The 26,241-nt window shown below is 64.9% G+C and carries 33 protein-coding genes; 22 read left to right on the top strand and 11 right to left on the bottom strand.

The features are described from left to right. From BMY69_RS00325 to BMY69_RS00315, 3 genes are all read right to left on the bottom strand, one after another. Entirely contained in the window at window positions 1-438 is a 438-nt protein-coding gene (locus BMY69_RS00325) for a CBS domain-containing protein (protein WP_090174911.1), read from the bottom strand. Between the two features lie 82 nt (window positions 439-520). Next, window positions 521-1,312, bottom strand: a complete 792-nt coding sequence (locus BMY69_RS00320; RefSeq protein ID WP_090174910.1) for a universal stress protein — start codon at window positions 1,310-1,312, stop codon at window positions 521-523. A 72-nt stretch (window positions 1,313-1,384) separates the two neighbouring features. After that, entirely contained in the window at window positions 1,385-2,671 is a 1,287-nt protein-coding gene (locus BMY69_RS00315) for an arsenic transporter (RefSeq protein ID WP_090174909.1), read from the bottom strand. A gap of 89 nt (window positions 2,672-2,760) precedes the next feature. Here BMY69_RS00315 and BMY69_RS00310 point away from each other — a divergent pair, with 89 nt between their 5' ends. Beyond that, window positions 2,761-3,126, top strand: coding sequence for an ArsR/SmtB family transcription factor (locus tag BMY69_RS00310; RefSeq protein ID WP_090058339.1), 366 nt, complete (start codon window positions 2,761-2,763; stop codon window positions 3,124-3,126). Window positions 3,127-3,130: 4 nt separating this feature from the next. Here the strand turns inward: BMY69_RS00310 and BMY69_RS00305 are convergent, their stop codons facing one another. Beyond that, window positions 3,131-3,658, bottom strand: coding sequence for an arsenate reductase ArsC (locus tag BMY69_RS00305; RefSeq protein ID WP_090058340.1), 528 nt, complete (start codon window positions 3,656-3,658; stop codon window positions 3,131-3,133). A 70-nt stretch (window positions 3,659-3,728) separates the two neighbouring features. After that, on the bottom strand, window positions 3,729-4,367 hold the full coding sequence (locus BMY69_RS00300; protein ID WP_090174908.1) for a DUF2238 domain-containing protein: 639 nt from the start codon (window positions 4,365-4,367) through the stop codon (window positions 3,729-3,731). Between the two features lie 167 nt (window positions 4,368-4,534). Here BMY69_RS00300 and BMY69_RS00295 point away from each other — a divergent pair, with 167 nt between their 5' ends. The 3 genes from BMY69_RS00295 to BMY69_RS00285 all read left to right on the top strand — a co-directional run bounded on the left by BMY69_RS00295 (window position 4,535) and on the right by BMY69_RS00285 (window position 6,762). Beyond that, complete coding sequence (locus BMY69_RS00295; protein WP_090174907.1) at window positions 4,535-4,741, top strand: dodecin family protein; 207 nt, start codon at window positions 4,535-4,537, stop codon at window positions 4,739-4,741. Window positions 4,742-4,760: 19 nt separating this feature from the next. After that, the gene (locus BMY69_RS00290; protein ID WP_090174906.1) at window positions 4,761-5,879 is read left to right on the top strand and encodes a hypothetical protein; all 1,119 of its coding nucleotides are present in this window, start codon (window positions 4,761-4,763) and stop codon (window positions 5,877-5,879) included. A 100-nt stretch (window positions 5,880-5,979) separates the two neighbouring features. Continuing rightward, window positions 5,980-6,762: an alpha/beta hydrolase gene (locus BMY69_RS00285; RefSeq protein WP_255364423.1), complete on the top strand. Its 783-nt coding sequence runs from the start codon at window positions 5,980-5,982 to the stop codon at window positions 6,760-6,762. 35 nt (window positions 6,763-6,797) lie between these two features. Here BMY69_RS00285 and BMY69_RS00280 read toward each other — a convergent pair whose 3' ends face one another. Beyond that, window positions 6,798-7,088, bottom strand: a complete 291-nt coding sequence (locus BMY69_RS00280) for a hypothetical protein (protein ID WP_090058344.1) — start codon at window positions 7,086-7,088, stop codon at window positions 6,798-6,800. 134 nt (window positions 7,089-7,222) lie between these two features. Beyond that, a complete protein-coding gene (locus tag BMY69_RS00275) occupies window positions 7,223-8,029 on the bottom strand; it encodes an SDR family NAD(P)-dependent oxidoreductase (protein WP_090174903.1) in 807 nt (268 codons plus the stop codon). Window positions 8,030-8,110: 81 nt separating this feature from the next. Here BMY69_RS00275 and BMY69_RS00270 point away from each other — a divergent pair, with 81 nt between their 5' ends. Further along, a complete protein-coding gene (locus BMY69_RS00270; protein WP_090174902.1) occupies window positions 8,111-8,695 on the top strand; it encodes a TetR/AcrR family transcriptional regulator in 585 nt (194 codons plus the stop codon). A 3-nt stretch (window positions 8,696-8,698) separates the two neighbouring features. Here BMY69_RS00270 and BMY69_RS00265 read toward each other — a convergent pair whose 3' ends face one another. After that, on the bottom strand, window positions 8,699-9,547 hold the full coding sequence (locus tag BMY69_RS00265; RefSeq protein ID WP_177191024.1) for a tetratricopeptide repeat protein: 849 nt from the start codon (window positions 9,545-9,547) through the stop codon (window positions 8,699-8,701). A gap of 196 nt (window positions 9,548-9,743) precedes the next feature. Between BMY69_RS00265 and BMY69_RS00260 the strand changes: the two genes are divergently transcribed. Next, entirely contained in the window at window positions 9,744-10,280 is a 537-nt protein-coding gene (locus BMY69_RS00260; RefSeq protein ID WP_090174900.1) for a hypothetical protein, read from the top strand. Between the two features lie 35 nt (window positions 10,281-10,315). Here BMY69_RS00260 and BMY69_RS00255 read toward each other — a convergent pair whose 3' ends face one another. Beyond that, entirely contained in the window at window positions 10,316-11,218 is a 903-nt protein-coding gene (locus BMY69_RS00255; protein WP_177191023.1) for a helix-turn-helix transcriptional regulator, read from the bottom strand. 158 nt (window positions 11,219-11,376) lie between these two features. Here BMY69_RS00255 and BMY69_RS00250 point away from each other — a divergent pair, with 158 nt between their 5' ends. The 16 genes from BMY69_RS00250 (at window position 11,377) to BMY69_RS19190 (ending at window position 24,551) form a co-directional block, all read left to right on the top strand. Next, window positions 11,377-11,922: a hypothetical protein gene (locus BMY69_RS00250; protein WP_143070360.1), complete on the top strand. Its 546-nt coding sequence runs from the start codon at window positions 11,377-11,379 to the stop codon at window positions 11,920-11,922. Between the two features lie 72 nt (window positions 11,923-11,994). Then, window positions 11,995-12,369, top strand: coding sequence for a BlaI/MecI/CopY family transcriptional regulator (locus tag BMY69_RS00245; RefSeq protein ID WP_090174897.1), 375 nt, complete (start codon window positions 11,995-11,997; stop codon window positions 12,367-12,369). Continuing rightward, window positions 12,366-13,928: a M56 family metallopeptidase gene (locus tag BMY69_RS00240; protein ID WP_090174896.1), complete on the top strand. Its 1,563-nt coding sequence runs from the start codon at window positions 12,366-12,368 to the stop codon at window positions 13,926-13,928. The genes BMY69_RS00245 and BMY69_RS00240 overlap by 4 nt, the downstream gene beginning before the upstream one ends. Window positions 13,929-13,968: 40 nt before the next feature. Then, window positions 13,969-15,462 (top strand): serine hydrolase domain-containing protein, encoded by a 1,494-nt coding sequence (locus BMY69_RS00235; RefSeq protein ID WP_090174895.1) that lies wholly within the window; start codon window positions 13,969-13,971, stop codon window positions 15,460-15,462. A gap of 99 nt (window positions 15,463-15,561) precedes the next feature. Continuing rightward, window positions 15,562-16,752 (top strand): zinc-dependent alcohol dehydrogenase, encoded by a 1,191-nt coding sequence (locus BMY69_RS00230; RefSeq protein ID WP_090174894.1) that lies wholly within the window; start codon window positions 15,562-15,564, stop codon window positions 16,750-16,752. Between the two features lie 232 nt (window positions 16,753-16,984). After that, the gene (locus tag BMY69_RS00225; RefSeq protein WP_090174893.1) at window positions 16,985-17,605 is read left to right on the top strand and encodes a MotA/TolQ/ExbB proton channel family protein; all 621 of its coding nucleotides are present in this window, start codon (window positions 16,985-16,987) and stop codon (window positions 17,603-17,605) included. Continuing rightward, complete coding sequence (locus BMY69_RS00220) at window positions 17,602-18,024, top strand: ExbD/TolR family protein (RefSeq protein WP_177191022.1); 423 nt, start codon at window positions 17,602-17,604, stop codon at window positions 18,022-18,024. The genes BMY69_RS00225 and BMY69_RS00220 overlap by 4 nt, the downstream gene beginning before the upstream one ends. A 1-nt stretch (window position 18,025) precedes the next feature. Further along, window positions 18,026-19,261 (top strand): hypothetical protein, encoded by a 1,236-nt coding sequence (locus BMY69_RS00215; protein ID WP_090174891.1) that lies wholly within the window; start codon window positions 18,026-18,028, stop codon window positions 19,259-19,261. 140 nt (window positions 19,262-19,401) lie between these two features. Continuing rightward, window positions 19,402-19,704, top strand: coding sequence for a putative quinol monooxygenase (locus tag BMY69_RS00210; protein ID WP_090174890.1), 303 nt, complete (start codon window positions 19,402-19,404; stop codon window positions 19,702-19,704). 104 nt (window positions 19,705-19,808) lie between these two features. Next, the gene (locus BMY69_RS00205; RefSeq protein ID WP_090174889.1) at window positions 19,809-20,270 is read left to right on the top strand and encodes a phosphate-starvation-inducible PsiE family protein; all 462 of its coding nucleotides are present in this window, start codon (window positions 19,809-19,811) and stop codon (window positions 20,268-20,270) included. A 420-nt stretch (window positions 20,271-20,690) separates the two neighbouring features. Further along, the gene (locus BMY69_RS00200) at window positions 20,691-21,269 is read left to right on the top strand and encodes an ABC transporter ATP-binding protein (protein ID WP_218143099.1); all 579 of its coding nucleotides are present in this window, start codon (window positions 20,691-20,693) and stop codon (window positions 21,267-21,269) included. Then, the gene (locus BMY69_RS00195; RefSeq protein ID WP_090174888.1) at window positions 21,266-22,066 is read left to right on the top strand and encodes an ABC transporter permease; all 801 of its coding nucleotides are present in this window, start codon (window positions 21,266-21,268) and stop codon (window positions 22,064-22,066) included. Before BMY69_RS00200 ends, BMY69_RS00195 begins: the two co-directional genes overlap by 4 nt. A 136-nt stretch (window positions 22,067-22,202) precedes the next feature. Further along, window positions 22,203-22,400: a phosphate-starvation-inducible PsiE family protein gene (locus BMY69_RS00190; RefSeq protein WP_090174887.1), complete on the top strand. Its 198-nt coding sequence runs from the start codon at window positions 22,203-22,205 to the stop codon at window positions 22,398-22,400. Between the two features lie 251 nt (window positions 22,401-22,651). After that, entirely contained in the window at window positions 22,652-23,149 is a 498-nt protein-coding gene (locus tag BMY69_RS00185) for a hypothetical protein (RefSeq protein ID WP_090174886.1), read from the top strand. Window positions 23,150-23,788: 639 nt separating this feature from the next. Beyond that, complete coding sequence (locus BMY69_RS19195; protein WP_143070359.1) at window positions 23,789-24,139, top strand: hypothetical protein; 351 nt, start codon at window positions 23,789-23,791, stop codon at window positions 24,137-24,139. After that, window positions 24,126-24,551 (top strand): hypothetical protein, encoded by a 426-nt coding sequence (locus BMY69_RS19190; RefSeq protein ID WP_143070358.1) that lies wholly within the window; start codon window positions 24,126-24,128, stop codon window positions 24,549-24,551. The genes BMY69_RS19195 and BMY69_RS19190 overlap by 14 nt, the downstream gene beginning before the upstream one ends. A 270-nt stretch (window positions 24,552-24,821) precedes the next feature. On the opposite strand, the gene BMY69_RS00180 is transcribed toward BMY69_RS19190, so the two are convergent. Both BMY69_RS00180 and BMY69_RS00175 read right to left on the bottom strand, forming a co-directional pair. Further along, window positions 24,822-25,301 (bottom strand): hypothetical protein, encoded by a 480-nt coding sequence (locus BMY69_RS00180; protein ID WP_090174885.1) that lies wholly within the window; start codon window positions 25,299-25,301, stop codon window positions 24,822-24,824. Between the two features lie 208 nt (window positions 25,302-25,509). Then, on the bottom strand, window positions 25,510-26,094 hold the full coding sequence (locus BMY69_RS00175) for a hypothetical protein (RefSeq protein ID WP_090174884.1): 585 nt from the start codon (window positions 26,092-26,094) through the stop codon (window positions 25,510-25,512). Window positions 26,095-26,241 lie beyond the last annotated feature (147 nt).

The following is a 26,241-nucleotide window of genomic DNA, read 5'->3' as shown; positions in this document are numbered from 1 at the left end:
TCAGGCGTAGGGGCGGTCGGCGAGCGCGTCGGGTGCGAGCGCCCTGGCCAGCTCGCCGAGAAGCTCGGCGACCGCCGCTGTCACATCCGTCGCCGACACGATCCCGGCCAGGCGGTGGAGATCGTCGACCAGCGGAAGATGGCCGACGCCACCGCCCGCCATCGCCTGGACGATGTCCGCGAGCGAGCCGTCGACGTGGCAGACGACGGCGGGCGTGGACATGATCGCGGCGGCGGTGAGATGCGTCAGGTCCGCGTCGGGTGGCATGCCGCGCATCACGATGTCGCGTTCGCAGACCACGCCCTCCGGCCTGCGGCTCGCCTCCGCGACGACGATGCACGAGACCTGGTGGTGGCGCATGAGGTGGACTACCTCGGTCACGGGTGTGTCGCCCGCCACTGTCGGCACGTGGCGCCGCCCGATATCGATCGCTCTCATGGACGCTCTCCGGAATACCGCGACGCACCGAGTGTCCGCCTCGCATCTCGCGTGGCGTTGACCGAAATCAATCGGAAGGCCCTCACGCCGAGAGGAAGAGCGGGACCGACGCGTTGGCGAGGAGGTGGCGGGTCGTGCCGCCGAGAGCGAGTTCGCGAAGCCGCGAACGACCCCACGCGCCCATCACGATCGCGTCGGCCCGGGCTTCCGTGGCATAGCGGCAGATCGCTTCGCCCGCCGCCACCTGCGCCGGCAACTCGATCCAGTCGCACACGATGCCATGCCGCTCCAGCCACCCGCGCAGCAACGCGTCGGCACCTGTCCTGAGTCGTCCCGCTCTGTCGCCGGCCAGAAGGGTGATGTGGCGCGCGCGCGTGAGTACCGGCAGGGCGGCCCGGATCGCACGCGCGGCGACCGCGGAACCGTTCCATGCGAGGAGGAGGCGTCTGGGCAGCGCGCCGGAACAGGCGTCGGGAACCAGGACCATCGGCGCGACGCGGGTCATCAGCACGCGGGCGAGGAGGCCGGTCCCCAGCGGTATGCCCGAGCCGCTTCCTGGCAGGCGCCCGACGAGGAGGTCGGCGAAGCTCGCACGGCGCACGAGTACGCGCCGGTGCACGCCGCGCTGCACTTCCCAGCTACCAGCCACGCCGTGGCGACGGCAGGCGGCGTCCCACCATTCGTGCCGCTGGTGCGCCACGTTCTCTTCGTTCTCGAGGACGATCAGCGGATCGGGCAGGGCGACGACCATGGCGTCCATCGCGATCACCTGCAGGCCCGTCACATGCGCGGCAAAGCTACGGGCGAGCGCGAACGCGAAGGCGATGTGCGGGGTGTCGCGCTCGCTGGACTGGATGTCGATGAGGATGTCCATGGCGGGGCCGTCGCGTGAGTGAGGGCGCCATGATGGTTCGTCGCCGAGGGCCGGCTTTGACCTGGATCAACCCTATCCCGGATCGAGACGCCACGCGAGGGCGAGCAGGGTAACAAGGAGGATCGGTACGGTGAGCGCGACCCCGACGCGGCAGTAATAGCCCCATCCGACCATGAGGCCCTTGCGCGCCAGCACGTGCAGCCACAATAGCGTGGCCAGCGATCCGATGGGCGTGAACTTCGGGCCGAGATCGCAGCCGATCACGTTCGCGTAGATCATCGCCTCTTTCACGGCGCCGCTCGCGTGCGTGCCATCGATCGCCAGTGCTCCGACGAGTACCGTCGGCATGTTGTTCATCACCGACGAGAGGACCGCGCTGATGAGCCCGGTACCTACGGCGGCGATCCAGACACCACGTCCTGCCAGCCAGTCGAACACCACCGAGAGATAGTGAGTCATGCCCGCATTGCGCAGCCCGTAGACCACGAGGTACATGCCGAGCGAGAACAGCACGATCTGCCACGGCGCGCCACTCACGACCTTGCGGATGGCGATGTGCCCACCACGCGCCGCGACGGTCAGCAGCACGATCGCGCCTGCCGCGGCGACCACGCTCACCGGCACGCCCAGGGGCTCGAGGAAGAAGAATCCGCCCAGGAGCAGCGCGAGTACGGCCCAGCCCGTGCGAAAGGTCGCGCGGTCCCGGATCGCGGAGGCCGGCGATTTCAGCAGTGCCATGTCGTACGTCGTGGGAATGTCGCCGTGGAAGCGAGCCAGCAGCACGGCGAGGGTCGCCGCCACCGCGACGACCGTGACCGGCGCCATGACCGCGGCATAACCGTTGAAGCCGAGACGGAAGAAATCGGCTGAAACGATGTTCACGAGGTTCGACACCACCAGGGGCAGGCTGGCCATGTCGGCGATGAAGCCGGCAGCCATCACGAACGCGAGCGTCGCCGCGGGCCCGAAGCCGAGTGCGCCGAGCATCGCCATCACGATCGGCGTGAGGATGAGCGCAGCGCCGTCGTTGGCGAACAGGGTGGACACCGCGGCGCCAAGCAGCACGATCGCGACGAACAGGTAACGTCCGTTTCCGCCGCCCCAGCGTGCCACGTGCAACGCCGCCCATTCGAAGAAACCGGCTTCGTCGAGGATGAGACTGACGACGATGATGGCGACGAAGCTCGCCGTGGCGTTCCACACGATGTGCCAGACGACCGGAACATCGCCCGGATGCACCACGCCGAGGGCCAGCGCGAGGATCGCGCCGCCTGCCGCGCTCCAGCCGATGCCGAGCCCCCGGGGCTGCCAGATGACGAGTATGAGGGTCAGGACGAAGAGCGCGGTGGCAACGAGCATGCGGATCCGGTGTGCTGAAGGTGAGGGAAGCGCGGCGACGGCGCCGCGCGCGCATTTGTTACACTGGCCATTCGTTGCCGGCCCATTCGATGAAGACGCCCGAAGCCATCAAGGTCCTCTCCGCACTGGCTCAGGAATCGCGCCTGGCCATCTTCCGTCTGCTGATCGAGCAGGGGCCGGACGGCCTTCCCGTGGGCGCGATCGGCGAGCGTCTGGGCCTCGCGAACGCCACGCTTTCGTTTCACCTGAAAGAACTGCTTCACGCCGGGCTCGTGACGAGCCGGCAGTCCGGCCGGTTCATCTATTACGCGCCGGTGATCGCCGCGGTGGACGGGCTTGTCGCGTTCCTCACCGAGAACTGCTGCGCGGCGACTGGCGGCGACTGCCTGCCGGCAAAGCGCGGCGCGAAAGCCGCCGGTGAAACGCCGAAGAGGCGGCACGCTGCCACGCGCTGATTCGTCATCCGTTTCCGCGCGCCAGCGGCGAAGCGCCTTCGCCCTTTCCGATGCGGACCAGCTCCTGCCGCATGGCAAGCGCATCGAGCCGTTCCGTCGGCAATGCGACGAGCGCGCCGATGCGTTGTCGCAGGTAACGTAGCGCCGTGACGAACGCACGCTTGCGATCGACCGGCGAGCCTTCCACAGCGGACGGGTCTTCGATGCCCCAGTGGGCGGTCACGGGCCGTCCCGGCCAGATCGGACATGTTTCGCCCGCCGCGTTGTCGCAGACGGTGATCACGATGTCCATCGTCGGCGCGCCTTCCGCCTCGAAGGTGTCCCAACTCTTGGACTCGAGCCCCGTCGTGGGGTAACCGAACTCGTCCAGCACCTCGATCGCCATGGGGTTGACCGACGTCCGGGGCGAGCTACCCGCGGAGAACGCCCGGAAACGTCCGGCACCCTCCTTGCGCAGGATGCTCTCGGCAAGCACCGAGCGAGCCGAATTGTGGGTACACAGGAACAGCACGTTCAACGCGCGCGTGGTCATGGTCGTGCTCCGCAGGCCGTTATGCACCACAAGGCTACTACATTTCTATAAATATCGATATGTCGATATGTCAGCGTCGCCCGACCAGCGGCGTCCAGCGCATGGCCGCCAGCAGGGCCATGCCCACGATGGCGCCCAGCGCGGCCAGGGCCATGTCCTTTTGCGCATCCCACGGGTCGCCCTGTGATCCGAGATAGGCCTGGCCGAGGTCGCCGCCGAACGTCACGGCGGCGCCCCATTCGACCAGCTCGTAAACGACCGAGTGCGCCATGATGAAGGTCAGAGGAAGGATCCATCGCCAAAGCCCCCTCGCAGGCGCGCGCCACGCGAACAGCTCGATGGCGGCCGGGATCACCAGCAGCCCATAGCAGAAGTGCACGAAGCGGTCGTAGTGGTTGCGCGCGTCCGTACCTGGGCCGTGAGACGGCGCGATCGGTACGATCCAGTCGCCATAAGGCACCTCGGAATACGTGTAGTGCGCCCCGATCTCGTGCAGGCAGAGAAAAAGCAGCAGCGCGCCGTAACTGAGCAGGGTGAAGGGCATGCGCGCATGCCCTCGCACGAAAAGCGGAAGCGCCACGGCGACGAGCGCATTCTCAAGGAGCCAGTCCTGCACGTCCCAAGGACGCCAGGCGGAGATCGCGACGACGACGAGAGCCGCCGTCAGCATCGCGACGAGGTATGGCCGCTGTGTGGAGCCGTTGCGCATCGCGTCGTTCCCGGCAGGGTGCATGGCAGCGTATTGGCTTTCGCGCGCGGCGCCAATCGCCGGCGGTTGACCGGGGTCAATGTCCGCGCCGGGTGGGGTGGGCAGACTTGGCTGAAATCCCTCATGCCATTCGTCCTCCAGGACGATCTCTCGACGGGAGCCCCGACATGAACACGTTCGCCAAGACCATCGAAATCGTCGCCGAGTCGTCGAGCAGCATCGAGGACGCCGTGCAGCAGGGGCTGACGCGCGCGGCGAGAACCCTCGACGGCATCAAGGGCGCCTGGGTGAGCGACATCAAGGCACGCACCGGCCCGGATGGCCAGATCACCGTATGGCGCGTCTGCATGCGCGTGAGCTTCGTGCTCGACTGATCGCCGGCGGAGGGACGCCATGGCCGGCGACGAAGGTCATACGACACCGCTCCCTGCGGGTACCGCCACGTTCCGCATCCAGTCCGGCCGTGTCGTCGTGCAGCGCCTGGTCGACGTCGCGGACACGATCGACCTGGGAGCGGTGCGCGGCAGGACGTCCTCCGACGAAGATATGAAAGCCGCACCGGGGGACCGGATCGTCGACCTCGAGCCGCTCGCGGTGGTGCTCGGCTATGCGACATGGCCCGCAGGAAGCCGTGGCATCGAAGGGCACACGACGGCGCGCCTCTACGAATTCGGCGTCGCCGCGCTGTCGTTCTCCTGTGAGATCGTCGATCTCGACTGGGACGGACTGCTGTCGCTGGTCGATGCGCTGAATCCCGTCGCCGCGACGGGATGGCCGGCTGGCGTCTGGAATCCTGCGCTGCGCCGGCTGCTCGATACATGCGGCGTACCTCCCCGGCGCGACGAGCATCTTCTCGCCGAGGAACATCTGATGGTCGTCGTCACGGCCACCGCCGGTCGCGACGCTCCCGACGACACGCAGCTCGCGCGCCTGCTCTCCGGCGATGCGGGCGAGCTCTCCGGGCCGGCGCGGGAGCGGCTGCTCGAGCATCGCTATTCGCATCACGCGGACGACCTGCTCGCGCTGGGGGCATCGCGGAGCTACATGCAGGGCGCCGCGTGGGTGCCCGGGATGACCGATGTGCTCGAGGCCGCGCACGCCCGCGTTCTCGAACTGCGCTTCTACAACACGTTGCTCTACGACGAACTCCCCCGCATGTACGCGCTGGTCGCGCGCGCCCACGAGCGGTTCGCCGCGCTGGCGCCCCGGCGGATGGCGACGCTGGCCCGCAGGCTCTACACGCTGGTGGGCGAAGTCACGGAACTGATGGAGAAGCTCGACACGAGCATCGAGGTGCCGGGTAGCCCCCACCTCGCGATGGCGTATGCGAAGGCGCTCGAGTTGCTCCAGGTGCCAGCGCTTGGCAGCGCGGTCGACCGGAAGCTCGCCATCGTGCGCGACACCTATGCTGCGCTCTACGACGAAGCCGCGGCAAGCCGTGCCGGGCTGCTCGAACTCATCATCATCGCCCTGATCGCGCTCGAAATCGCGATGACGATCGCGCGGTGGTGACCTGGGGCACGACAGCCGCTAGAGTCGAAGGTCGCGCTCAGGGGACGCTTTCATGCCACGGACCACCGTTATCGCCCTCGTCGTGCTTGCCGCCACGTTCGTGGCCCATGCCGACGACGTCCCGCCGGCTCACGAGAGTTTCTCGCTGGCGTCGGCATCGCCGGCCGAGACGCGGCGCATCAACGTCTACACACCGCCGGGTTACGCGACATCGGCCCGCCGGTTTCCCGTTCTGTACATGCCGGACGGCGGCCTGCAGGAGGACTTTCCGCATCTCGCGCGGGCGCTGGACGAAGGCATCCGGGCCGGCGAGATCCAGCCGCTGATTCTGGTGGGTATCGAAAACACGGAGCGCCGGCGTGACATGACCGGTCCGACGGCCGTCGCCGATGACAGGAAGATCGCGCCCCGGGTGGGAGGTTCGGCGACGTTTCGTGCCTTCATCGCGAAGCAGCTCGTGCCCGAAATCCAGAAGCGTTACCGGGCCGACGCACACCGTGGTGTCATCGGCGAGTCGCTCGCCGGCCTGTTCGCCATCGAGAGCCTGCTTCACGAGCCGGCTCTCTTCGATACGGTCATCGCCATCAGCCCGAGTCTCTGGTGGAACGATGCGGGCATCGTCCGCGATGCCCCGGCGCTGCTGCGGAGTTTGCCGGCCGCTTCGCGGCACCTCTTTCTGACATCGGCCGACGAGGAAAACATCGCACCGAACGTCGCGGCCTTCGATCGCGCGCTGCGCGCGGCGAAACCGCCAGGGCTGGTGTGGACGTACGTTCCGCGCCCGGAGCAGCGGCACGACACCATCTATCGTGCATCCGAGCGGGCGGCCTTGCGGTGGGCCTATCCGGCGTCTCGCGCCGGCGACGACGACCCGGCGCGATAGTTACCGGGTCGTCGCGGCCGTGGCGCGATGAAGGTTCACTTGCCCTCGGGCACCAGGTTCGCGAGCTTGCCCTTCTTGTCGAACTCGCAGGTGAATTTCTTCTCGCCGTCGATGCCCGCGTTGGCGACGCCGGCGATCGAGTAGCCCGAGTCCGCGGCTTCGAGCGGCTGCAGCTTGATGTAGTCGTTCTTGACGTCGAACTTCTTGCCCGCGGCGTCGAGGCACTTGTTCGTCAGCTTGCCCGGATCGGGACGGTCGGAAGCGAAGGCGCCCGAGGCGAGGACGAGACCGAGCGAGGCGGCCATGAGCAGGGTGGGAGTACGCATGGATCTATCTCCGTACGAGGCACGAGGCCGGAATCAACGTCACCGGAGTCTGCCTTCCGATTCCTTGCGGCAGGATGAATCGTGCAAGCAGGTTTCGTCTCGTCGTTGCGTGCGACTGCGCCGCGGCATCGGCGTCAGACGGTCGGCGTGGCACCGCCGTCGATGCGGAAGATCGTGCCTGTCATGAAGTCGTTGAGCGGGCTGGCCAGCAGGCAGGCCGCGATCGCGATGTCCTCCGGCATGCCCAGGCGATCCACGGTCTGTCTTACCACGTTGCGCAGTACGTACTGCTTGCCGACCTCGGGGTCGTCGCTGCCCAATTGCTTCGCGGTCGTGGCGAACCAGTGATCGAGCTGCGGGGTGTAGATGAGTCCCGGCATGATCGCGTTCGCCGTCACGCCGGATCCTGCGAGCGATTTCGAAAGGCTGAGCGTAAGGTTGTTGAGCGCCGCCTTGGCGGCCCCGTAGGCGGGGAATTGCGCATGCGGGGAAATCGCGTTACGCGACGATATCTGGATGACGCGTCCCCAGCCGCGTTCGCACATGGCGGGAACGAGGGCGCGTGTGAGGCGCACGGCGGCGAGGGTGTTCGCGTTGTAGTTCTCGGCCCACTCATCCACCGAGGCGCCGAACCAGTCGGCATGCGACGTGTCGGACGAGCCGCCGACGTTGTTGACGAGGATGTCGATGTGTCCGAAAGCGGCACGCGCCACATCGGCAACGCTTTCCGCCTGCGCGGCGATTGCCAGATCGCCGAGGGCCATGGATGCGCGGCCCCCCGCCGCCTCGATCGATTCCACGACGGCCGCTGCGCGGCCGGCGTCGCGACCGTGGACGACCACCGACACACCTTCCGCGGCGAGCATCCGGGCGATCGCCGCGCCGATGCCGGAGGTGCTGCCCGTAACGAGTGCGGTTTTTCCGCTGAGACGAAGATCCACTGTAGCCACCCCATCATGATGTCTACACCAGTATACTTAGGCGGCAACCCTTGTCTACACCTGTTTACTTAGGATCCCGCCATGACGTCCTCCGATGTTCCGAGAAAGCGCGACGCCGCGGCGACGCGGGCTTCGATCCTGGCCTCGGCGCGCCACGCGTTCGCGACCTTCGGCTACGACGGCGCGGGCGTTCGCGACATCGCGCAGCAGGTCGGCGTCACCGCGATGCTGGTCAACCGCTATTTCGGTTCGAAGGAGCAACTGTTCGCAGAGGTGGTGGCGACGACACTCGCCGAGCCGCAGATCCTGCGCGACGACGTGCTGGCTTCCAGGGAACGAGGCCGCGATCTCGCGAGTGCGTTGATCGAGCGGACAGCCGGCGACGTATCCCGACTCGACGGCTTCCTCATCCTGCTCAAGTCGGCGTCGAACGAGCGCGCGGCGGCCATCTGTCGCGAGCAGGTGGAGGAGCACCACCAGCGCACCTTGGCCTCGTCTCTCGGGGGCGAGTCGGCCGAACTCCGCGCCGGCGTGGCGCTCGCGCTGATCGCGGGGTTCCAGTTCATGCGGCAGATGCTGGGCATGCGGGCGCTCGCCGAAGCGTCTCCCGAGGCCCTCGCGGCCATCCTCGCCCCGGCCTTCGACGCCATCCTGGCGCCGCGCTGACGATCACCAGTTGTTGTCGTCGGAGGAATCGTCGTCGCCCGACGAGCCGTCGCCCCAGGAGCTATCGTCGTTGCCCATGTCGATGGGACGGTCGCGCAGGTCGTCGTAGGCCTGACCCGAGGGGTCGCGGTCGTCGCGGCTCACCGGCGTCACGTCGCGCGGCTCGGTGCTTTCGCCGTGCGAGCGGAGCGCCTCGTCGAGCAACATGCCCGCCGCGACGCCGCCCAGTCCGGCGGCGACCGCCGTGCCGACGCCCGAGTGAGGCGCCTGCGGCTGTGGGGGCATGGGCGGATAAGGACCGTTCGACGTGTAGCCGGAGTACGGCGGCACGCCATCGGTGGGAGGCGTCCCGGCATACGGGCCCGGGACAGGCGTGGCATCGCGCTTCTTCCGCATCAGCAGGATGAGGGCGAGGATCACGACACCACCGATGACGAGGATCGTCGTGAAGTGCGACGAGCCGCCCGAGCCGGTCGCGGATCGCGCGTCATCCCCGAAACGAGCGGCGGTATCGCCGCGTGGTGCCTGCGTCGTGGACCCGAGCGCCGCGTCCAGCTCGCGCTGGAACGCCTGGAACTTCGCAGGGTCGGTGAATCGCGTGGAGGGATCGAGCGTGACGGCCTTCGTCGCCTCGGCCTTCGCATCGGCGATGTTGCCCCGGTGCGCCAGCACCTCCGCGAGCACGTAATGCGCCTTCGCGCTCTGCGGGTGCTCCGCCACCGCCTCGCGCAGCATCGCTTCCGCGCCGGCATAGTCGCCGCGGGCAATCAGCGCCTGGACGTCCTTGGGAGAATCCGCGGCATGTGCCAGCGACGCACCCAACAAGAGAAGAAACAAAACCAGCCTGGCCATGACGGTGCCGCTCGATGAGGACTTGGGCGGAAGCATACGCCTCGTAATTTTCAACGGCCTTTCTTTCGGTTCGCACAGCCGAAACGTTCCACGCCGATGATTTCGTTCCACGATTAACTGCAATGCGGTTACGCCAAGAACGTCCGCGTTCTCGCAGGGAGAATCTCGTCACACCCTTCTCCACGAGAACCCCGTCATGTCCGATAACGTCCTTTCCCGCTCCGCCTACAGCGCCGTCATCAATCTGCCCGTCGACAAGGTCGACATCGCCGAATGGCTGTTCAGCTTGCCGAGCGATGAGTACAAGCGTTGCTGCCCACCCGATCACATCGCCGCCGGCTCCACCTGGACCGACGACGGCCGCCGGATGTCGATCAATGTCGAGATGATCGGCAAGGGGCTCGTGATCCAGCAATACGTCGCCGAAGTCGCCGAACCGAATCACTGCCGGATGGTGTCGCTGTCCGACGTCTTCGCGCCGCAGGGCCGTAGCCGCGTGCAGGTGATCTGGGATCTGTCCGTCGAGGCCATCGACGAGACGAGCTGCAAGTACACGAACTCGGTCGTCTCGTCGGCGCCGCCGGAGTACGTGGCGTGGCTCGCCGAGAACGGCATGACGATCGAGCAGGCGGCCGCCGCGCGGCAGTCGGCATCGAGCGATCACAACAGCCGCGAGACGCCGCTCTTCGCCGCCAGCATCGAGCGCCGCGCACGCGCCAACGCGGGCAAGTGACCGGGGTACGACCGCCGCGACGGATCGCGGCGGTCTCAGGCAGCCGGGCCTCGCACGCTGCGATACGCGCCCGGCGTGACGCCGGCGATCCGGAGGAACACGCGCGTGAAATGGCTCTGGTCCGCGAAGCCACACGCGGACGCTACATCGCTCAGTGCGTCCGTCGAGCCGGCGAGCAGTTGCATGGCGACCTGGACACGTCGCCGCTGCAGCCACCGGTGCGGCGGAAGGCCGGTGGAGACCTTGAACCCCTTGATGAAATAACCGCTGGAAAGGCCGCAGGCGGCGGCGATGTCAGTGATGGAGAGCCGCCCCATGAGATCGTCGGCGAGCATCTCCGTCGCCATCCGGAGCTGCGCTGGCGCGAGGCCGCCGGCATGTCGCGTCGGCACCGGCGCGCTGGCCCCGTAGCGCGTCGCGAGATGGACCAGCAAGGCCATCTCCACGTGGTCGGTGAAGACGCGGCTGGCTTCCTGCGGGGCGACGGTGGCAGAAAGCAGGGCGCTCGCGAGGTTCTCCACCACCGTGTCCCGGACGCTCACGCCCGGGGCGACGTCGAGCCGGTCGACGGGACGTCTCAGCTCGAGCGCCGTCGCGTCGAAAGACGACAACGGAACATGGAAGTTCATGCAGTCGAACCGGCTGAGCAGGTTCGCCCGCCAGCGTTCGCGATAGTCGTAGACCGTGAACTCGCCCGCGCCGAACATGCGCGTCGGCACCCTTCGTCCGTTCCGCCAGAGTTCGCCGCGATAGTCGGCCAGCTGAAGCGCGACGAGAAAAGCGCCTTCGAGCGCGTGCGGATCGCTGGGGCCGTGCCCTTCGCGCGCGCACGTCAGCCGGCTCACGGTGAGCCCGCTGCGGTTCATCGCCGCGTATCGCAGTTCGGTGTCGTCGACGCGCAGGTAGCGCATCGACCGGTTGGTCGTCGAGGCGGACATCGAGGCGCGGTACGCTCCCTGAAGATGGTCTGTCGAAAAAATCACACCCCGCGGCCCCACGCAATCATCCATAGGGATGGCGCATCGTTGCGGGCTCGCGCCGTCTCGGGCTAAATGGTCGCCGGACGTTCGGTGGCCGCGCAACGGCGGTGTGCTACGTGGCCGGAACCACCCATTCGATAAAGGAGTTCACGGTGCGCGCAGCGGTGGTGTCATGGCTGAGCCTCGGATTGTCGTCGATCGCGGTCTGCTTTTCGGCGGCCGCTTTCATCGCCACGCAGCGAGGCGATCGAATCCTGCACGCGAGGGGCATCGTGATCGACGATGCGGCCGGTATCCCTCGCGTCGTCATCGGGGCGCCCGTACCGGGACCTACGATCGACGGGAAGACGGGCACCCGGGCGGGTGACCTCTCGGGTATCGTCATCAACGGCCCGGACGGCACCGAGCGCGGGGGGTACGGCACCGTCGACCAGGGCGGTGAAGCCGTGCTGACGCTCGATTCCGCCAACGGAAAGGTGGAGCACTTCAAGGTCGTATCGAATGCCGCGTCCGGCGCGAGCCTGTTCATCGTCACGGGCGATGCGCGCAAGGCGCTCATGCTGAGCACCTACAGTGGAGAGCCCAGGATCTCGGAACTGTCGGATGACGGTGAAGTCGGGACCTACGAAGCGAAGCGCCCTCCCGCGTCATCTACTAAATAATTAGTTGACGCGGGCGGCCCTTCGGGCGTATCACTACTACATCTTTAGTAGATATCGCCGCAGGGGCCGTGCATGAAGATCTCCCTCACCGACCGCGAGGCTGACGTCATGCAGGTGCTGTGGGAGCACGGGCCTTCCATGGTGGCGGACGTTCGCGAGAAGCTGAGCGACAGGCTCGCCTACACCACCGTACTGACGGTGTTGCGCACGCTCCAGGCGAAGGGATACGTCGGCTACGAAGAAGAGGGACGGGGCCACCGCTACTTCGCGAGCGTGAAGCAGCGGGCCGCTCGGAAGAACGCGTTGCAGCACCTGACGGACAAACTGTTCAAGGGCTCGACGGAACTCCTTTTCTCTCACCTGGTCTCCGAGCAGAAGCTCACGACCGAGCAGATCGGCCGCATGCGCAAGCTGCTCGCCGAGCACGCCGACAAGGACACGAAATGATGCTGGCCTGGATGGTGTATGCCGTCCTCGTCGCGATGGCCCTCGGCGCGGCGGCCCTCATGACCGAAAAGGCGATGACGTCCCGGCGAATGCCGAAGCGCTGGCCGTGGATGGCCGCGATCGTCGCCTCGGTGGCGCTGCCGATCGGCATGGCGACGGTTTCGGTGCCCAAGCCCGCAACGCCGACGCGCGCGGCGTCCGCCATCGCCTTGCGGGACACCACCTCGATTCCCCTGGCATCGGTCGCAATCGACTGGAGCGGAGCGAGTGCTTACACGGCATCCCCGTCGGTGAACAGGGCGGCGATCGACATATGGGCCGCGAGCTCGTTCACTCTGGTCGCCTTCCTGTCCGCCAGCGCGCTCATCCTTCAGCGACGCAAGCGCCGATGGACCACGGGCCAGCTGTGCGGCGTTCCCGTGCTGGTTTCAGACAGCGCCGGCCCCGCCGTGGTCGGCCTCATCCGCTCGCGCATCGTGGTGCCGGCGTGGGTGATGCGCGAGTCGGTCGGGCAGCAGCGCTACGTCATGGCCCACGAGCAGTCGCATCTGCGGGCGCGCGATCCGCTGCTCGTCGCCGGCGCCCTGGTGCTGCTCTCAGCCATGCCATGGAATCCGCTGCTGTGGTGGCAGTTCCATCGCCTTCGCTGCGCGATCGAGGTCGATTGCGATGCGCGCGTGCTGCGCTCGGGTGGCCAGGTGCAGGAGTACTGCGAGACGCTGATCCAGGTAGGGCAGAACCAGTCCGAATTCATCGGTTCGGTCACCGCCATGTCGGAATCGCGATCGTTCCTCGAACACCGGATCAGGATCATGCTTTCGCAGCCAGGACGCTGGGCACGCGCCACCGCGTTCGCCCTGATCAGCGTCGCGCTTGGCATGGCGGTGTTCGCGGCACAGGTGACGCCTCCCGCCACCGCCGTGCCGGCCACGAACGGGGCCATCCGGATCAGCCCGGATCTCCTCGATGCCTACGCCGGCGAGTACGAACTCGGCGACTACTCGCTGGTCACCGTGGCGCGCAAGGGCGACGACCTGACGGTGACGCCGATCGGCCAGTTCATGGCGCAGGGGACCATCGACGCACCCGCGGTCAGCGAAACGTCGTTCGTGATTCCGGTGCTCGACGCGCGGCTCGAATTCACCCGCGGTGCGGGGGATCGCGTCGAGGCCATGGCGGTCTACATCCACGGCGCGCTGGCCGCGACGGCGAACCGCGTCGACGAGGCGCGTGCCGAAGCGATCCGGGCAGCGCTCGCCGCGAGGATCCGCGAACAGACACCGTACCCCGAGAGCGAAAAAGCGCTGCGACTCGTTCTGACCAATCCTCCCACCGACGCGGGCACGCGCTCCGGTACGCCGCCGAAGAGCGCGGCGCAGCGCGAGTCGCTGGCGAAGTACTTCGACGCGCTCGGTCCCGTGCAGTCGTATCGATTCAACGGCGTCACGGACTATGGCTGGGACAGCTACGACGTGCAGCACGAACATGGGGCCGAGCAGGTGTTCTTCCTGCTCGACCGCGACGGCCTGATCGTCAGCAGCGTGGTCCGTCGTCAGTAGGACGTCTGCCACCCCGATACCCCCTGAAAGGACACGAACGATGCGAGGCATCGAAAGACTCGTCATGCGTGGAGCGATGGTCGTGGCCGGGTTCGCCGCGGCGCCGGCGTTCGCCCTGTGTCCCGAGCCTGCCGCTTCCGCGGGTGGGCCGGACAACGCGCACACGCGCTACGTGGAATCGCATCTGTTGCCGCCCGTCATCCGGAAGGGCGACAAGCCCGTTACGCTGGCCGAGCGGATGCGCCAGTACGGCGTGCCCGGCATCAGCGTCGCGGTGATCCACGACGGCAAGCTCGCCTGGGCGCGCGGGTGGGGCGTGCGCGATGTCGTGAGCTGCAAGGCCGTGACGCCCGACACGGTGTTCCAGTCAGCCTCGATCAGCAAGGTCGCCACCGCCGTACTGGCGTTGCGCTTGGTCGAGCAGGGAAAGCTCGGGCTGGATGCGAACATCGACGACGCGCTTCGTTCCTGGAAACTTCCGGCGGACCCGGCGCTGGCGCCGCACGGCGTCACGCTACGCCAGTTGCTCAGTCATACGTCGGGGCTCGGCGTCCATGGCTTCATCGGCTACATGCCCGGCGTGCCGCTGCCCACGCCCGAACAGATCCTGGACGGCGTGCCGCCCGCCAACACGCCCGCCGTGCGCAGCGTGCTTCCCGCCGGGCAGACGTTCGAGTATTCCGGCGGTGGCTACGTCGTGACGCAGGTCGCACTCGCCGACGCAGGCGGTGCACCGTTCGCCGAGCTTGAGCGACGCGAAGTGCTAGGCCCGCTCGGCATGACACGCAGCGCCTTCGCCATGCCGCCGTCGCCCGAGCTGGTCACCAACCTGGCGTTCGGGCACGAAAACGGCAGCGTCGTTGCCGGCAACTACCGCCTCCAGCCGGAGCTCGCGCCCGCGGGCCTGTGGACGACCGCCGCGGATCTGGCCCGCCTTATCATGGACATCCAGGCCTCCGCCCAGGGCAAGACGGGTCATCGTCTGTCACCGGCGATGACGCGGCAGATGCTCACCGCGGTCAGGGACAACTGGGGCATGGGCGTGGCCGTCTATCCGAACGGTCCGTCGCGCTTCATGCACGACGGTGTCAACGTCGGGTATTACGTGTTCATGATCGCCTATGCGGACAAGGGCGAAGGCGTCGTCGTGCTGACCAACGGCGGTGACCGGCGAATCGTGGCCGATGTCGTCCGGGCGGTGGCCACCGACTACGGCTGGCCCGACATCGCCGCACCGGCGAGCGAAGAGAGAACGCTCAGCCTTGCCGAGTACGCCAAAGCGGCCGGGCACTTCGTCGGCGGCGGACTCGATGTCGTCCTCGAAGCCCGGCCGGACGGTCTTTACGCGCATGCCGGTGCGCCCATCGCGGAGCGACTCGTCACGCTCTCCGGACGACGCTTTCGCTCCGAATCCCTGGGGATCACGGTCGAATTCACGCGCGACTTCTCGAGCTTCACGATGATCGAAGGCTCGCCGCCGATGAAGCTGGTGCGGGTGGAGGCACCTGCGTCGCCCGTGAAGAAGGCGATCTGACCGCGCGGACGCGGACGATCATCGGACGGCGACAGTTTGCGGGCCGGCCGTTCACGGCCCGACCGATAACGTCGTGGCTCTCACATGCCGGAGTATCTTATGAAAGCCATCGTCTTCCACGGGACAGGCGACATCCGCCTCGACGACGTGCCCGAGCCGACCATCGAAGCCGACACCGACGCCATCGTCCGGCTGACCAGCTCGGCGATCTGCGGCACCGACCTGCACTTCATCCGCGGCACGATGGCGGGCGTCGAGCCGGGAACGATCCTTGGACACGAAGGCGTCGGCGTGGTGGAGAAAATCGGCTCGGCCGTGCGCAACCTGAAGGTCGGCGACCGCGTAGTCATCCCGTCGACGGTCGCGTGTGGCTATTGCTCGTATTGCCGCGCAGGTTATTCGGCGCAGTGCGACAACGCCAATCCGAACGGTCCGGGGACCGCGTTCTACGGTGGCCCGAAGGAAGCCGGCGGCCTGAATGGCATGCAGGCGGAGAAGGTCCGTGTGCCGTTCGCCGGCGTCAACCTGGTCGGCCTGCCGGACGAGGTCAGCGACGACGAGGCGATCCTCATCTCCGACATCTTTCCTACGGGCTATTTCGGTGCCGACCTTGCCGGCATCAAGCCGGGTCACCTCGTCGCCGTGTTCGGCTGCGGACCGGTAGGGCAGTTCGCGATCGCATCCGCGAAGCTGATGGGCGCAGGTCGCGTCTTCGCGATCGACCAGCATCCGGATCGGCTGGAGATGGCGAGGAACCAGGGCGCGGAAGTCATCGACTTCTCGAAGGAAGACCCGGTCGAAACGATCAAGCAGCTGACGGGCGGCATCGGTGTCGACTCGGTCATCGACGCGGTGGGCGTGGATGCCGAACACGCGCACGAAGGACCGGCGAAGAAGTCGAATACGCCCGAGACGGCGAAGCAGGCGTCGCCCGCCGCGCGCGAGGACGCCGACCACTTCCAGGCGGGCGACGGACCGATGCAGTCGCTGGCCTGGGCCGTCGACGCCGTGGCCAAGGCGGGCACCGTGGCCATCATCGGTGTCTACCCGCCCTCGGATAACCTGTTTCCCATCGGCGCGGCGATGAACAAGAACCTCACCGTGCGCATGGGCAACTGCAACCATCGCAAGTACGTGCCCATGCTCGTCGAGCTCGTGCGCAGCGGGCAGGTCGTTCCGACGTCGATCCTGACCGAACGCGAGCCACTGAGCGACGCACTGGCGGCCTACGAGCAGTTCGACCAGCGGCAGCCCGGGTGGATCAAGGTCGAACTCGAACCGTCATCCTGATGCCGAATTCGTCGACTTGGCCTGGACCGCTGCTGCCCGGTGGGCGGCAGTGCGTTCGCGACCCTAACCCTGGTCCGCGAGAAGCGGGAAATCGACCTATACTCGGCGCACTCGCTGATGAACGGACGCCTATGAATCGTCGCCTGTTTGCCTGCTCTGCCGGCTCGATCGTCCCCGACTTCCCTGCGTCTCACCAGCTGTCATCGGCTTATGCCCGGCCGGGGTTTCCGTGATGGGTGAGCTGAGAGAAGGGGGGCTGGCCATCCTGGTCTTGCTGGCGATGTCGGTGATCGCGCTCTTGGTGGCTATCGAGAGGTTTCGGAGCGTTCGCAAGCGACTTGTCGTCCCCGAGGGCCTCGCGCGCCGGGCGGATGTCTTGTGGCAAGAGGGCAGGATCGACCAGGTCCAGACGTTGATCTCGAGCGATCCGAGTACGCTCTCGCGCATGCTGCGCTACATGCTGGACTATCGTGCGCACGATCTGGCGTCGATCACGAAGGGCGTGGAAGACATCGCCTCCATCGAGCTTCGCGACCATCTTCGCCGTATCTATCCCCTGGCGATCATCGCTACCGTTGCGCCAATCGTGGGCCTCCTCGGCACGGTGGCCGGCATGATCGAAGCATTCCATGCGCTCGCCTTCTCCGGTCCCGTCGATCCGGCATTGCTCGCGAGCGGGATTTCGAAAGCCCTGGTCAACACGGCGGCCGGCCTTTGCGTGGCTCTGCCGGCGCTGGCCTTCTACCACGGTTTCAAATACCGCATCACCGCCTTTGGCCTCGAGCTGGAACGGCAGGCGGGCGCGCTCCTGCGGACCCACTTCATGGGCACGACGAGCGGCGCGACATCGTGAAGATCGATCTGGGGGACGATCATGAGCCGGAAATCGGGCTGGTGGCTCTGATCGACTGCATCTTCTTCCTGCTGATGTTCTTCATGGTGGCGACCACCTTCAAGGCGAACCAGGACAACAAGCGCGATCGGTCCATTCCCGTCGATCTTCCGAAAGCCGCGGCGACCTTTCGCGCGGACGAAGCATCGACGACGGGCATGGTCATCGCCGTGGCGCGCGACGGAGCGATCTACGTCGATGGCGTCGCGACGACGCAGAACCAGTTGCACGATCGTCTGCGCGACCTCGCGGCGCGCGATGCGCATGCGGTGATTCGCATCGACGGAGATCGCCATGCCCCGTTCGAAGACGTCGTAAGCATCATGGATCTGTGTGCCTTCGAAGGGCTCACCAACCTCGCGGTCCACGTCCGGAATTAGCATGGCCAGGCGATCGTCGTGGGATCCGTATCGCCCGATCCGAAACGAAAGCCCGGCACGCGATGTGCTCTGGTCCATCCTGACGCACGCCCTCGTGCTGGGCCTGGCGTACTACCTGACTCAGCTCCGCCCGGCCTCGAACGACGTGTACGGGCGGGTGCAGGCGACCCGCAACGCCGCCTTCCGGGCGGCGGCGACCCAGCGTCTGAACGACCTGTCATCCGCCGAGGCTGCACTTGCGCAGCGTTCGCAGGACACCGCGCCACGTCCGTTCCGCCCCATTCATTCGGCGCGAGACGCTCTCGAGCAAGCGCGAGCGCGCTACGACGCCCTGAAGAAAAAGCATGCCGAGCTGCCAGCGCTGCCGAAGATGCCGCGCACGGAGGCCGAGGCACTCGCGCAACTGGCCCAGCTCGAAACCCAGCTCGCCGCGACGTCGATGCGCGACGCACAGTCGGGATCGCCCGGCGCCGCATCAGCGGCCGGGGACGCTAAGGGTGGGCCGGGAGGCGCCCGATTGGCCGGTTCTGCAGGGGATGCCGAGCTGACCCCGTTCGATGTCGCCACGGTTCGTGGGCGCGGCGCGGACGTCGTGCCGCGGGGACGGTTCTCGTCCATCCCGCCCCTCGATGCGCCGGTCCGGGCGGCAGGGGGCCGCAGCGTCGGTCCCGGTGGCACGTATGCCAACCGCCTGTACGTCGACACGTGGTATGTCGTGGGGCCATTCGATGCGATCGGCGACCAGCCACTGGAGCATCCGGAGCTGCCGGAGCTGGCCGTCGATCTCGACGGAACCTACGCAGGAAAGTCGGGCAGAACGCTCACGTGGCGCTATGTCCGGGCAAGCGAATACCCGTTGTTCCTCCCCGACCCTTCCGAGAGCGCCGTTTATTACGGCTACACCGAGTTGAGGCTCGACCGCGACAGTGAACTATGGGCGTGGATCGGCGCGGACGACGCGGCGAAAGTGTGGGTGGACGATCGACTCGTCTGGAAAGGCGGCGCGCCGGTAAAGCCCTGGTTTCTGCGGGATGCCCGATCGATGAAACGCGAGATCGCCGATTACAACCTTAGCGAGGGCAAGATACGCCTTCGTCTCTCCGCGGGCCGCCATCGGGTGCTCTTCAAGCTGTACAACGGCGCCGAGGTGATGTTTTTCTCGTTGGTTCTGAGCGACGCGCAGGAGCGAAGCACCGAGGCCGTCACGACGCGCACCCGTGTGGCGACCAGCCGTTGATACCACCTGGTCGACCGGGAATAAAGGTCGAACTCGTCCCGCGATCATGATTCGCTCTTCATCGTGACGCGGCACGTGCATCCTGTCGCCAATCGGCGCAGTATCGAGTCGTTCGGATCTACCACCCACCGGAGATCGACATGACGACCAAGAGCCTCTACGTTGAACTGCACGCGAAGCCCGGCCGCGAAGAAGACGTTGCCTCCTTCCTCGAGAGCGCGAAGGGACTCGTCGATGCCGAACCCGGCACCACCACCTGGTTCGCCGTGCGTTTCGACTCGAGCACGTTCGCGATTTTCGATGCCTTCGGCGACGACACGGGCCGCGACGCCCATCTGAACGGCAAGGTCGCCGCGGCGCTGATGGACAACGCGAGCGAGCTGCTCGCCAGCGCACCGGTGATTCGCAAGGCCGATGTACTGGCCGACAAGCTGCCCGGCTGAGGGGGCCAGTCAGTTCGGATCGAGGGGGCCGCATCGAGTTCTGCGAGCTCCTTCGAACCTTCGCATTCGCTGCCAAGGCCGGCGCCCGGTAGAGGATCACCTCCATGCAATCGAGTCGATTGAAACAGCTCACCGTCAGCTGGTCGCTTCTCGGTTATTACCAGCGTTTCGAAGCGCTCGTCGCGCTGGCTCTCACCTTCCTGATCAGCGTGATCATCATCGTCGCCCTGGTTCGCCTTGCGATGGGCGTCGTGAACGGCCTGGTGTTCAGCGCGATGGATCCACTGGACCACGCGGTATTCCAGACGGTGTTCGGCGAGATCATGACGCTGTTGATCGCCCTCGAATTCAATCACACGTTGCAGTACATGGTCGCGCGACAGCAGAGCATCGTGCAGACATCGGTACTGTTGCTCATCGCCATTCTCGCCCTTGCGCGGAAGTTCATCCTGCTCGATCTCAAAGCGGTAAGCGCGTCCCAGGTGCTTGCACTGGCGGGTGCGACCTTAGCCCTGGGGCTGACCTATTGGTTCATTCGCGCCCGTCGTGACGCGGACGGTGGGTAGGCGTCGAGTTCATCAAGGCGGTGGACCCGCATCTTGAAGAGCGGCTACGCTCGCATACGCATCGAGTTACCGACGCCAAAGTCGACGTGAAGACGCTCGGTCGTTATCGTGCCGAGAACGATGCACTGGATCCGACACCTCGATACCTGGATCGTGCGAGATTCTCCAGCGCTCCCGCCGGCTTCCACGTGGAAGCCGGCGCTGTGAGGTTCCACTCTTTGTTAGCGAAAGCACGTGGATGCAAGGCGGAGGCAGCCCTCCTCCACGGCCTGTTAACCTCGGCGCAAGGAAAACCTAAGGCTGACAGTTCAGGCTGGAACAAGCCGCCTTGGAAACGTGCCCGTGCCTTTTGCCAGCCCAGCGTGTCACCCGTCCCCGCCATGTCGAAACGAGCATGCGAACGGACTAACAGTTGAGCAGTTGAGCGCTGCGCGCATCGGGCCTCTGTCGTTCGTGCTCGCTCCCAAAGATTGCGTGGCGGTCATGGGACCATCGGGTGCCGGAAAGACGTTGCTGTTGCGCCAATTGGTCGATCTGGATCCGGGAACCGGCCACGTCGCCTTGAACGGTCGCCTCCGCGAGACCTATTCCGCCCCCGAATGGCGCCGTCGGGTCATGCTTGTTCCCGCGGTGGCTGGCTGGTGGGCATCGACGGTCGCGGAGCATTTTCCGGACGAAGGAATCGACGAAGCATCGCGCCTGTGCGCCGCAATGCGGCTGCCGGCAGGCGTCATGGAGCGGAGCATCGTCGAGCTCTCCACGGGAGAACGTCAACGTCTGGCCCTCGTGCGGGCACTCATTGCAAGGCCCGACATACTTCTCCTCGACGAGCCAACCAGCGGCTTGGACGGAGATACTTCCATGGCGGTGGAAGGATGCCTCAGGAACGTCCGGGAGGCGGGCACGGCGATGTTGCTCGTGACCCATGACCTGGCACAAGCACGGCGGCTCGCCAGCACGATCTATCGACTCGAAGGTGGCGTTCTACGATCAGCATGACTGCCCTTCCGCTCAATGCCGGCGATATCGCCATAGCCACCGTCGTAGTGGTGCTGGACGCGGTGCTGTCAGTCATATTGCGGCTCCAGATACATCGTGCGTTGGTGATCGCGTCCCTGCGGATGCTTGCGCAACTCGTCGCCTTGGGATTCATCCTCCGCATGGTCTTCGCGCTTGATGCCGCTTGGTTAACTGCGACTCTTGTGCTCGCTATGACCTTGGCTGCGGCACGCGAAGCCGCAGCGCGGCCGCGGCAGCGGCTGCGTCACGGTCACTTCGTCGTCGGCCTGACAAGCGTTGCCGCGCCGGCTGTTCTCACATCCCTGTTTGCCTTCGCTTGCCTGCTTCCCCGTGGCGCCCATTGGTCGCCTCAGTTCATCGTCCCGATTGTCGGCATTCTCCTTGGGAATGTGCTCAACGCAGTAAGCATCGGTATGGCCAGCGCGCTCGAATCCGTGGCGCAGGACGCGCCCGGGATCGAGGCTCGCTTGATGTTGGGACAGACATATCGCACATCGACCGCTGCGCTTCAGAGGCGCTCCGTATACCGAGCGATGGTTCCGCTCGTTAATCAGATGAGCGCCGCCGGCATCATCACCATGCCAGGCATCATGACAGGCCAGGTTCTCGCCGGCGTCGATCCGCTGCAGGCCGCTACCTACCAGATCACACTGATGTTGCTCCTCGCGGGCGGCAGTGGGCTGGCAGCCATTCTCTCGGTCCGCCTTGCGTTGACGCGTCTGACCGACGAGCGTCAGCGCCTGCGGCTCGATCGACTGGGGCGCGTTAAGAGCTGATCGCGTCATCAGGTGGCAATCATTTCGCGCTTCGTGACATCGACGATGACGGCACAGCGGGGCCGGACCTGGGGGAAGAACGCGGCGATTGTCCTGTCGCCACCTACGGCGCAAACATGAGTCAACGACGCAGTACATGGTCGCGCGACAGCAGAGCATCGTGCAGACATCGGTACTGTTGCTCATCGCCATTCTCGCCCTTGCGCGGAAGTTCATCCTGCTCGATCTCAAAGCGGTAAGCGCGTCCCAGGTGCTTGCACTGGCGGGTGCGACCTTAGCCCTGGGGCTGACCTATTGGTTCATTCGCGCCCGTCGTGACGCGGACGGTGGGTAGGCGTCGAGTTCATCAAGGCGGTGGACCCGCATCTTGAAGAGCGGCTACGCTCGACGCCTCGGGCCGAGGGGCGTCCGCTCGCTTGGCGACGGCCGTGGTCGGCGGCCATGCGTCGGCGAAAACGGCAAAGACTTGACTGATCGACCCTTGGCGGATAGGGCCGCGGAGACCACGAAGGGCACGACGATTTCGGTAATATCGAGACGACGTACGAAGACCGGAACTTCAAGACGCCTTGATGGAGTAAGCGTATGACCATCGGCTATTTTCTCATGCATACGCATCGCATTACCGACACCAATGTAGACGTGAAGATGCTTGGTCTTTATCGTTCCGAGAAGGATGCACTGGATGCGATACCTCGATACCTGGATCGAGCGGGATTCTCCAGTGCTCCTGACGGCTTCTTCGTGGACCGCCATGTCGTGGGGGAGCGACGATTCGCCTCTGGGTTCATCCATGGTCAGCCCGTCGAGCCTGACGGAGATGTCGTCACGGATTCCCCCGGGTCGGTCCTGGGGTCGGAAGGCTTCTTGCTGATTCACGACTACGAGATGCCCGAGGAAGTCGACAACGAACGACTGGTCGGGTTGTTCGCCACGAAGGCTGATCGCGAGAAGGCGAAGGCGCAAGCGCTGATACTTCCTGGCTTTTCTTCATTCCCAGACGCGTTTAGCGGTGTGACGATGGAGGTCGGTAAGGACTACTGGGAAGAGGGCTATGTCACGCTTACGCCTGAAGAGATGTGACGGTGGTCGACAGCTGGGTGGGGGTCTGCGCGCTGCAGCGGATCGATTGTGCAGTCCATCCATGTGTTCGTCTTGGCGGTAATTGGGCTGCGCGCCGCATCAGGGAGGCTCCAGCTGGGGCTTTGATGTGCATCTAGGCCCTTGGGGTCTATGACTTTGACATCCCATGGGACCGACCCGTCCGGACGTGTGCCGACATGGGGCACCGAGAAGCTACGCGGCAGGAGGCGGCATTCGATGTATGGATTCGTCGCAGGCGAACACTGAGAACGGATGTCGAAGAGTGAAGTTCCTCTCTCTTTTTGTTGCGTCACTCTCTCTCGTCGGTTGCGGCGGGAAGATAAATGACGAAGACGCTAACGCTCTAAGTTCGGCTGCGGCTGCTCGCACGCGAAGATGTGAGGCTCCACTTTTTGTCAGTAAAACGACTTGGGTCCAGGGCGGAGGCTCTCGGTTCATTTGGGCATGCAAGAAAGAGTCTGACGGCAGTCAGAAATTGGTATACGTTGACGTCTCGGAAACAGGCGACGTTGAGGTGAAGACAAGAACGTCTTCGCTTGATGATCCGGTGGAATAAATCATTGGATCGTAACGCGACATGCAGACAGTGTCTGGAAACTTTTAAATGACGTGCAAACCATGAAAAGAGCTGAACTCGTTTCTGCGACGTTGCTTATAGCGGTTGCCTCCGGCGCGGCTTTCATTGCTGGGCGTCATTGGCAAGGCAACACCGGCGAAAGGAAGCCAACTAGCGGGCTTGGCATACCGCTTGCGTGCGAGGCCAGTGCCCTGGAAGGCAGCATCGCCGTTGCATCGCTCCTGGATAACAATCAGGTCGGCCTGGCGAGGGATGTCTTGATTAGCCACATTCGCTCCAGCGTTACTAAGCTAAAGTCGTTTGAACCGTATGCAGCCAAGAACGAGCGAGCTATGGTTTCTGATTCACTGAAAGACGGCGATGCATACTTGTCCACCCATGGTTCTCGTTGACATCAAGGTCGGATATCGACGTCATAGACATTCGATGAAAACATTATATTTCACTGCCGGGCTTCTAGTTCTATGGCTGCTCTCGCTATGGATCGCGTTCTGGCTCGGATTTCTCAAGAGCCAGGAGGTCTCTTTTGTGAGCCGCCGCTTGGACGATCAGCGCGTTCTACTCGATCAGAGAGTGATGCTTGAGCAACTTAAGGAGGGCAGCGTCACCTTAGTACAGGCAAATCTCGCTCGACGGGTCGATATCGGTGAAAAGTCTGCCAGACTGATGCAGCCTGCACCTTACGGCTTTGTCGAATCTCTATCGTATGCCCTCTATCCGAGAGAGGCTCTGACCTTGCTTGAAGTCGCGCGACTGCAGGCCGAGCGAGCGGGCAGAAACGATTCACAAGAGAACGCACGCTGAGTCAGAGATGCCGATTGATGCACGCTCGTCGTGTTGAACGCGGCGATCCCCTTGGATGCTGCGCCGCGACGTCTGAGCCCGATACCGAGGGCTCGAACCCGAAGGCATCGAGTTGGGAGCGGAAAGGCAGTGTAGTGCATGCCTTCGGTGTTGATGGCGCGAGATATCCCTGCAGAGTATCAGGTGAGGTGGCGCTCACGTACGAGCCACGGCTTTGGAGAGTTAGCCCAGCTGGCACGCAAATGACGACGGACTGAGCTGGCACCTTTCTCAACTGCGCACTTGTTCGTACTGCCGAACACTTTCGGATATCGCGATAAACACACTCGGCGCTTGCACGCGAATATCGACAACATCGCCGCGACCTTCACGGATGCAAGCCATGTGAACGACCGAATCATCTTTCACAAAAATCTGAAGCAGTAGTATCAGCCCAGACCTCGCCCACTTGTCCCACTTTCTCAAGAGATCTGCCAGCCCCACCGTTTGAGACGTTTCAACATCACTGTCGACGGGAAAAGCATTGGTTACGGCGCCTTCCAACCCACTCGTTTCTGCCTGAAAAATATGATCATCCGAACCTGCGCCGAAGACGATCACGGTGTAGATCCTGCCGTTGGTGCGCTCACCATCGAACTTGATGAGCGCTGAGGTGTGTTCACGGATGACCGTATTCTTTGCCGCTTCAATGTGCTTGGCGATCAGCAACCAATCGACTGACGATCCATCTATCCCTTGCCCATGGCTCATCTCATTTAGTTCCCGACGCGTGAAGTACCGTTCATAGACGAAGGCCTTCGCCAACCTCCCGCTAGCCGACGATCGCCTCGTCTTGCAGCCCGCAGTCACTCGGTGCAAAACGTGGGGCGTTGCGCTCGACGGGGGCGAGGCGGACGGCGTGGCCATCATCAACTGTGCCCGAATCCAGGACTCCCAGTGTACGCCCCGGCCACTGACGCTAATGGCTCCTCGGGTCCGCCTGCGAGGGGAGGATTTTCCAGCGTCCAATTTCCTTCGCTAGCGCTGGGTCATGTCGTAGCTCGTCGATAAGGTTCGCTACAGCCGGGTCCCTGCCTCGGCGCTTCTTGAATGGTGTCAATAGAAGGACTCGGTGCGGTAGTCGTTGGTCCTTAACGAGTGTCGCCAGATCGCCGAGGCGATTCTTCGGGCACGCAGCAGCGACCGCGGCGGCGAGAGCCATTGGCAAGTTGCCGGGTCCAGTGGAAGCCCGATCCGGGGACGCCTTATAGATGGCAACCAGCTCATCCCAATATTCGCTTGCCTCCTGCGTAGCAAGCGACCGGGCCAACGATGCAAGCGTGCCCTCCGAATATTCACGACGCAGGTGCCTCATGAGGATCGGCAGCGCCTGCACGTAGTCCGAGGTGGGGACGTTGGGCAGCTCATTGACCATGTCAACGTGAACGCCTACTTCAGCTAGCTGCCCCAGCATTTCCCGTTGTTCGACCTTGAAGGCAGCGATGCGCTCTGCGATCTCCGCGTCGAGAGTGGCACGCCGTCGTTTTCCTTCGTCAGTCAACATGTGGCTTCCATCACTGGTCGAGTCACTAAATGGCTACCGCGTAAGCATCAATGGATTCTTGCAACGGATCGACTAGCAGCCTGGGTTTTCCAGCATCTGATAGCAAAGTGCACACACTTTGCCATTCCGTCCGAACGCGTGCTTCCA

The sequence above is a fragment of the Luteibacter sp. UNC138MFCol5.1 genome (assembly GCF_900110505.1).
GTDB lineage: Bacteria > Pseudomonadota > Gammaproteobacteria > Xanthomonadales > Rhodanobacteraceae > Luteibacter.
Note: the sequence above shows the minus strand (reverse complement) of the source record. Positions and strands in the feature narration are given on the sequence as shown.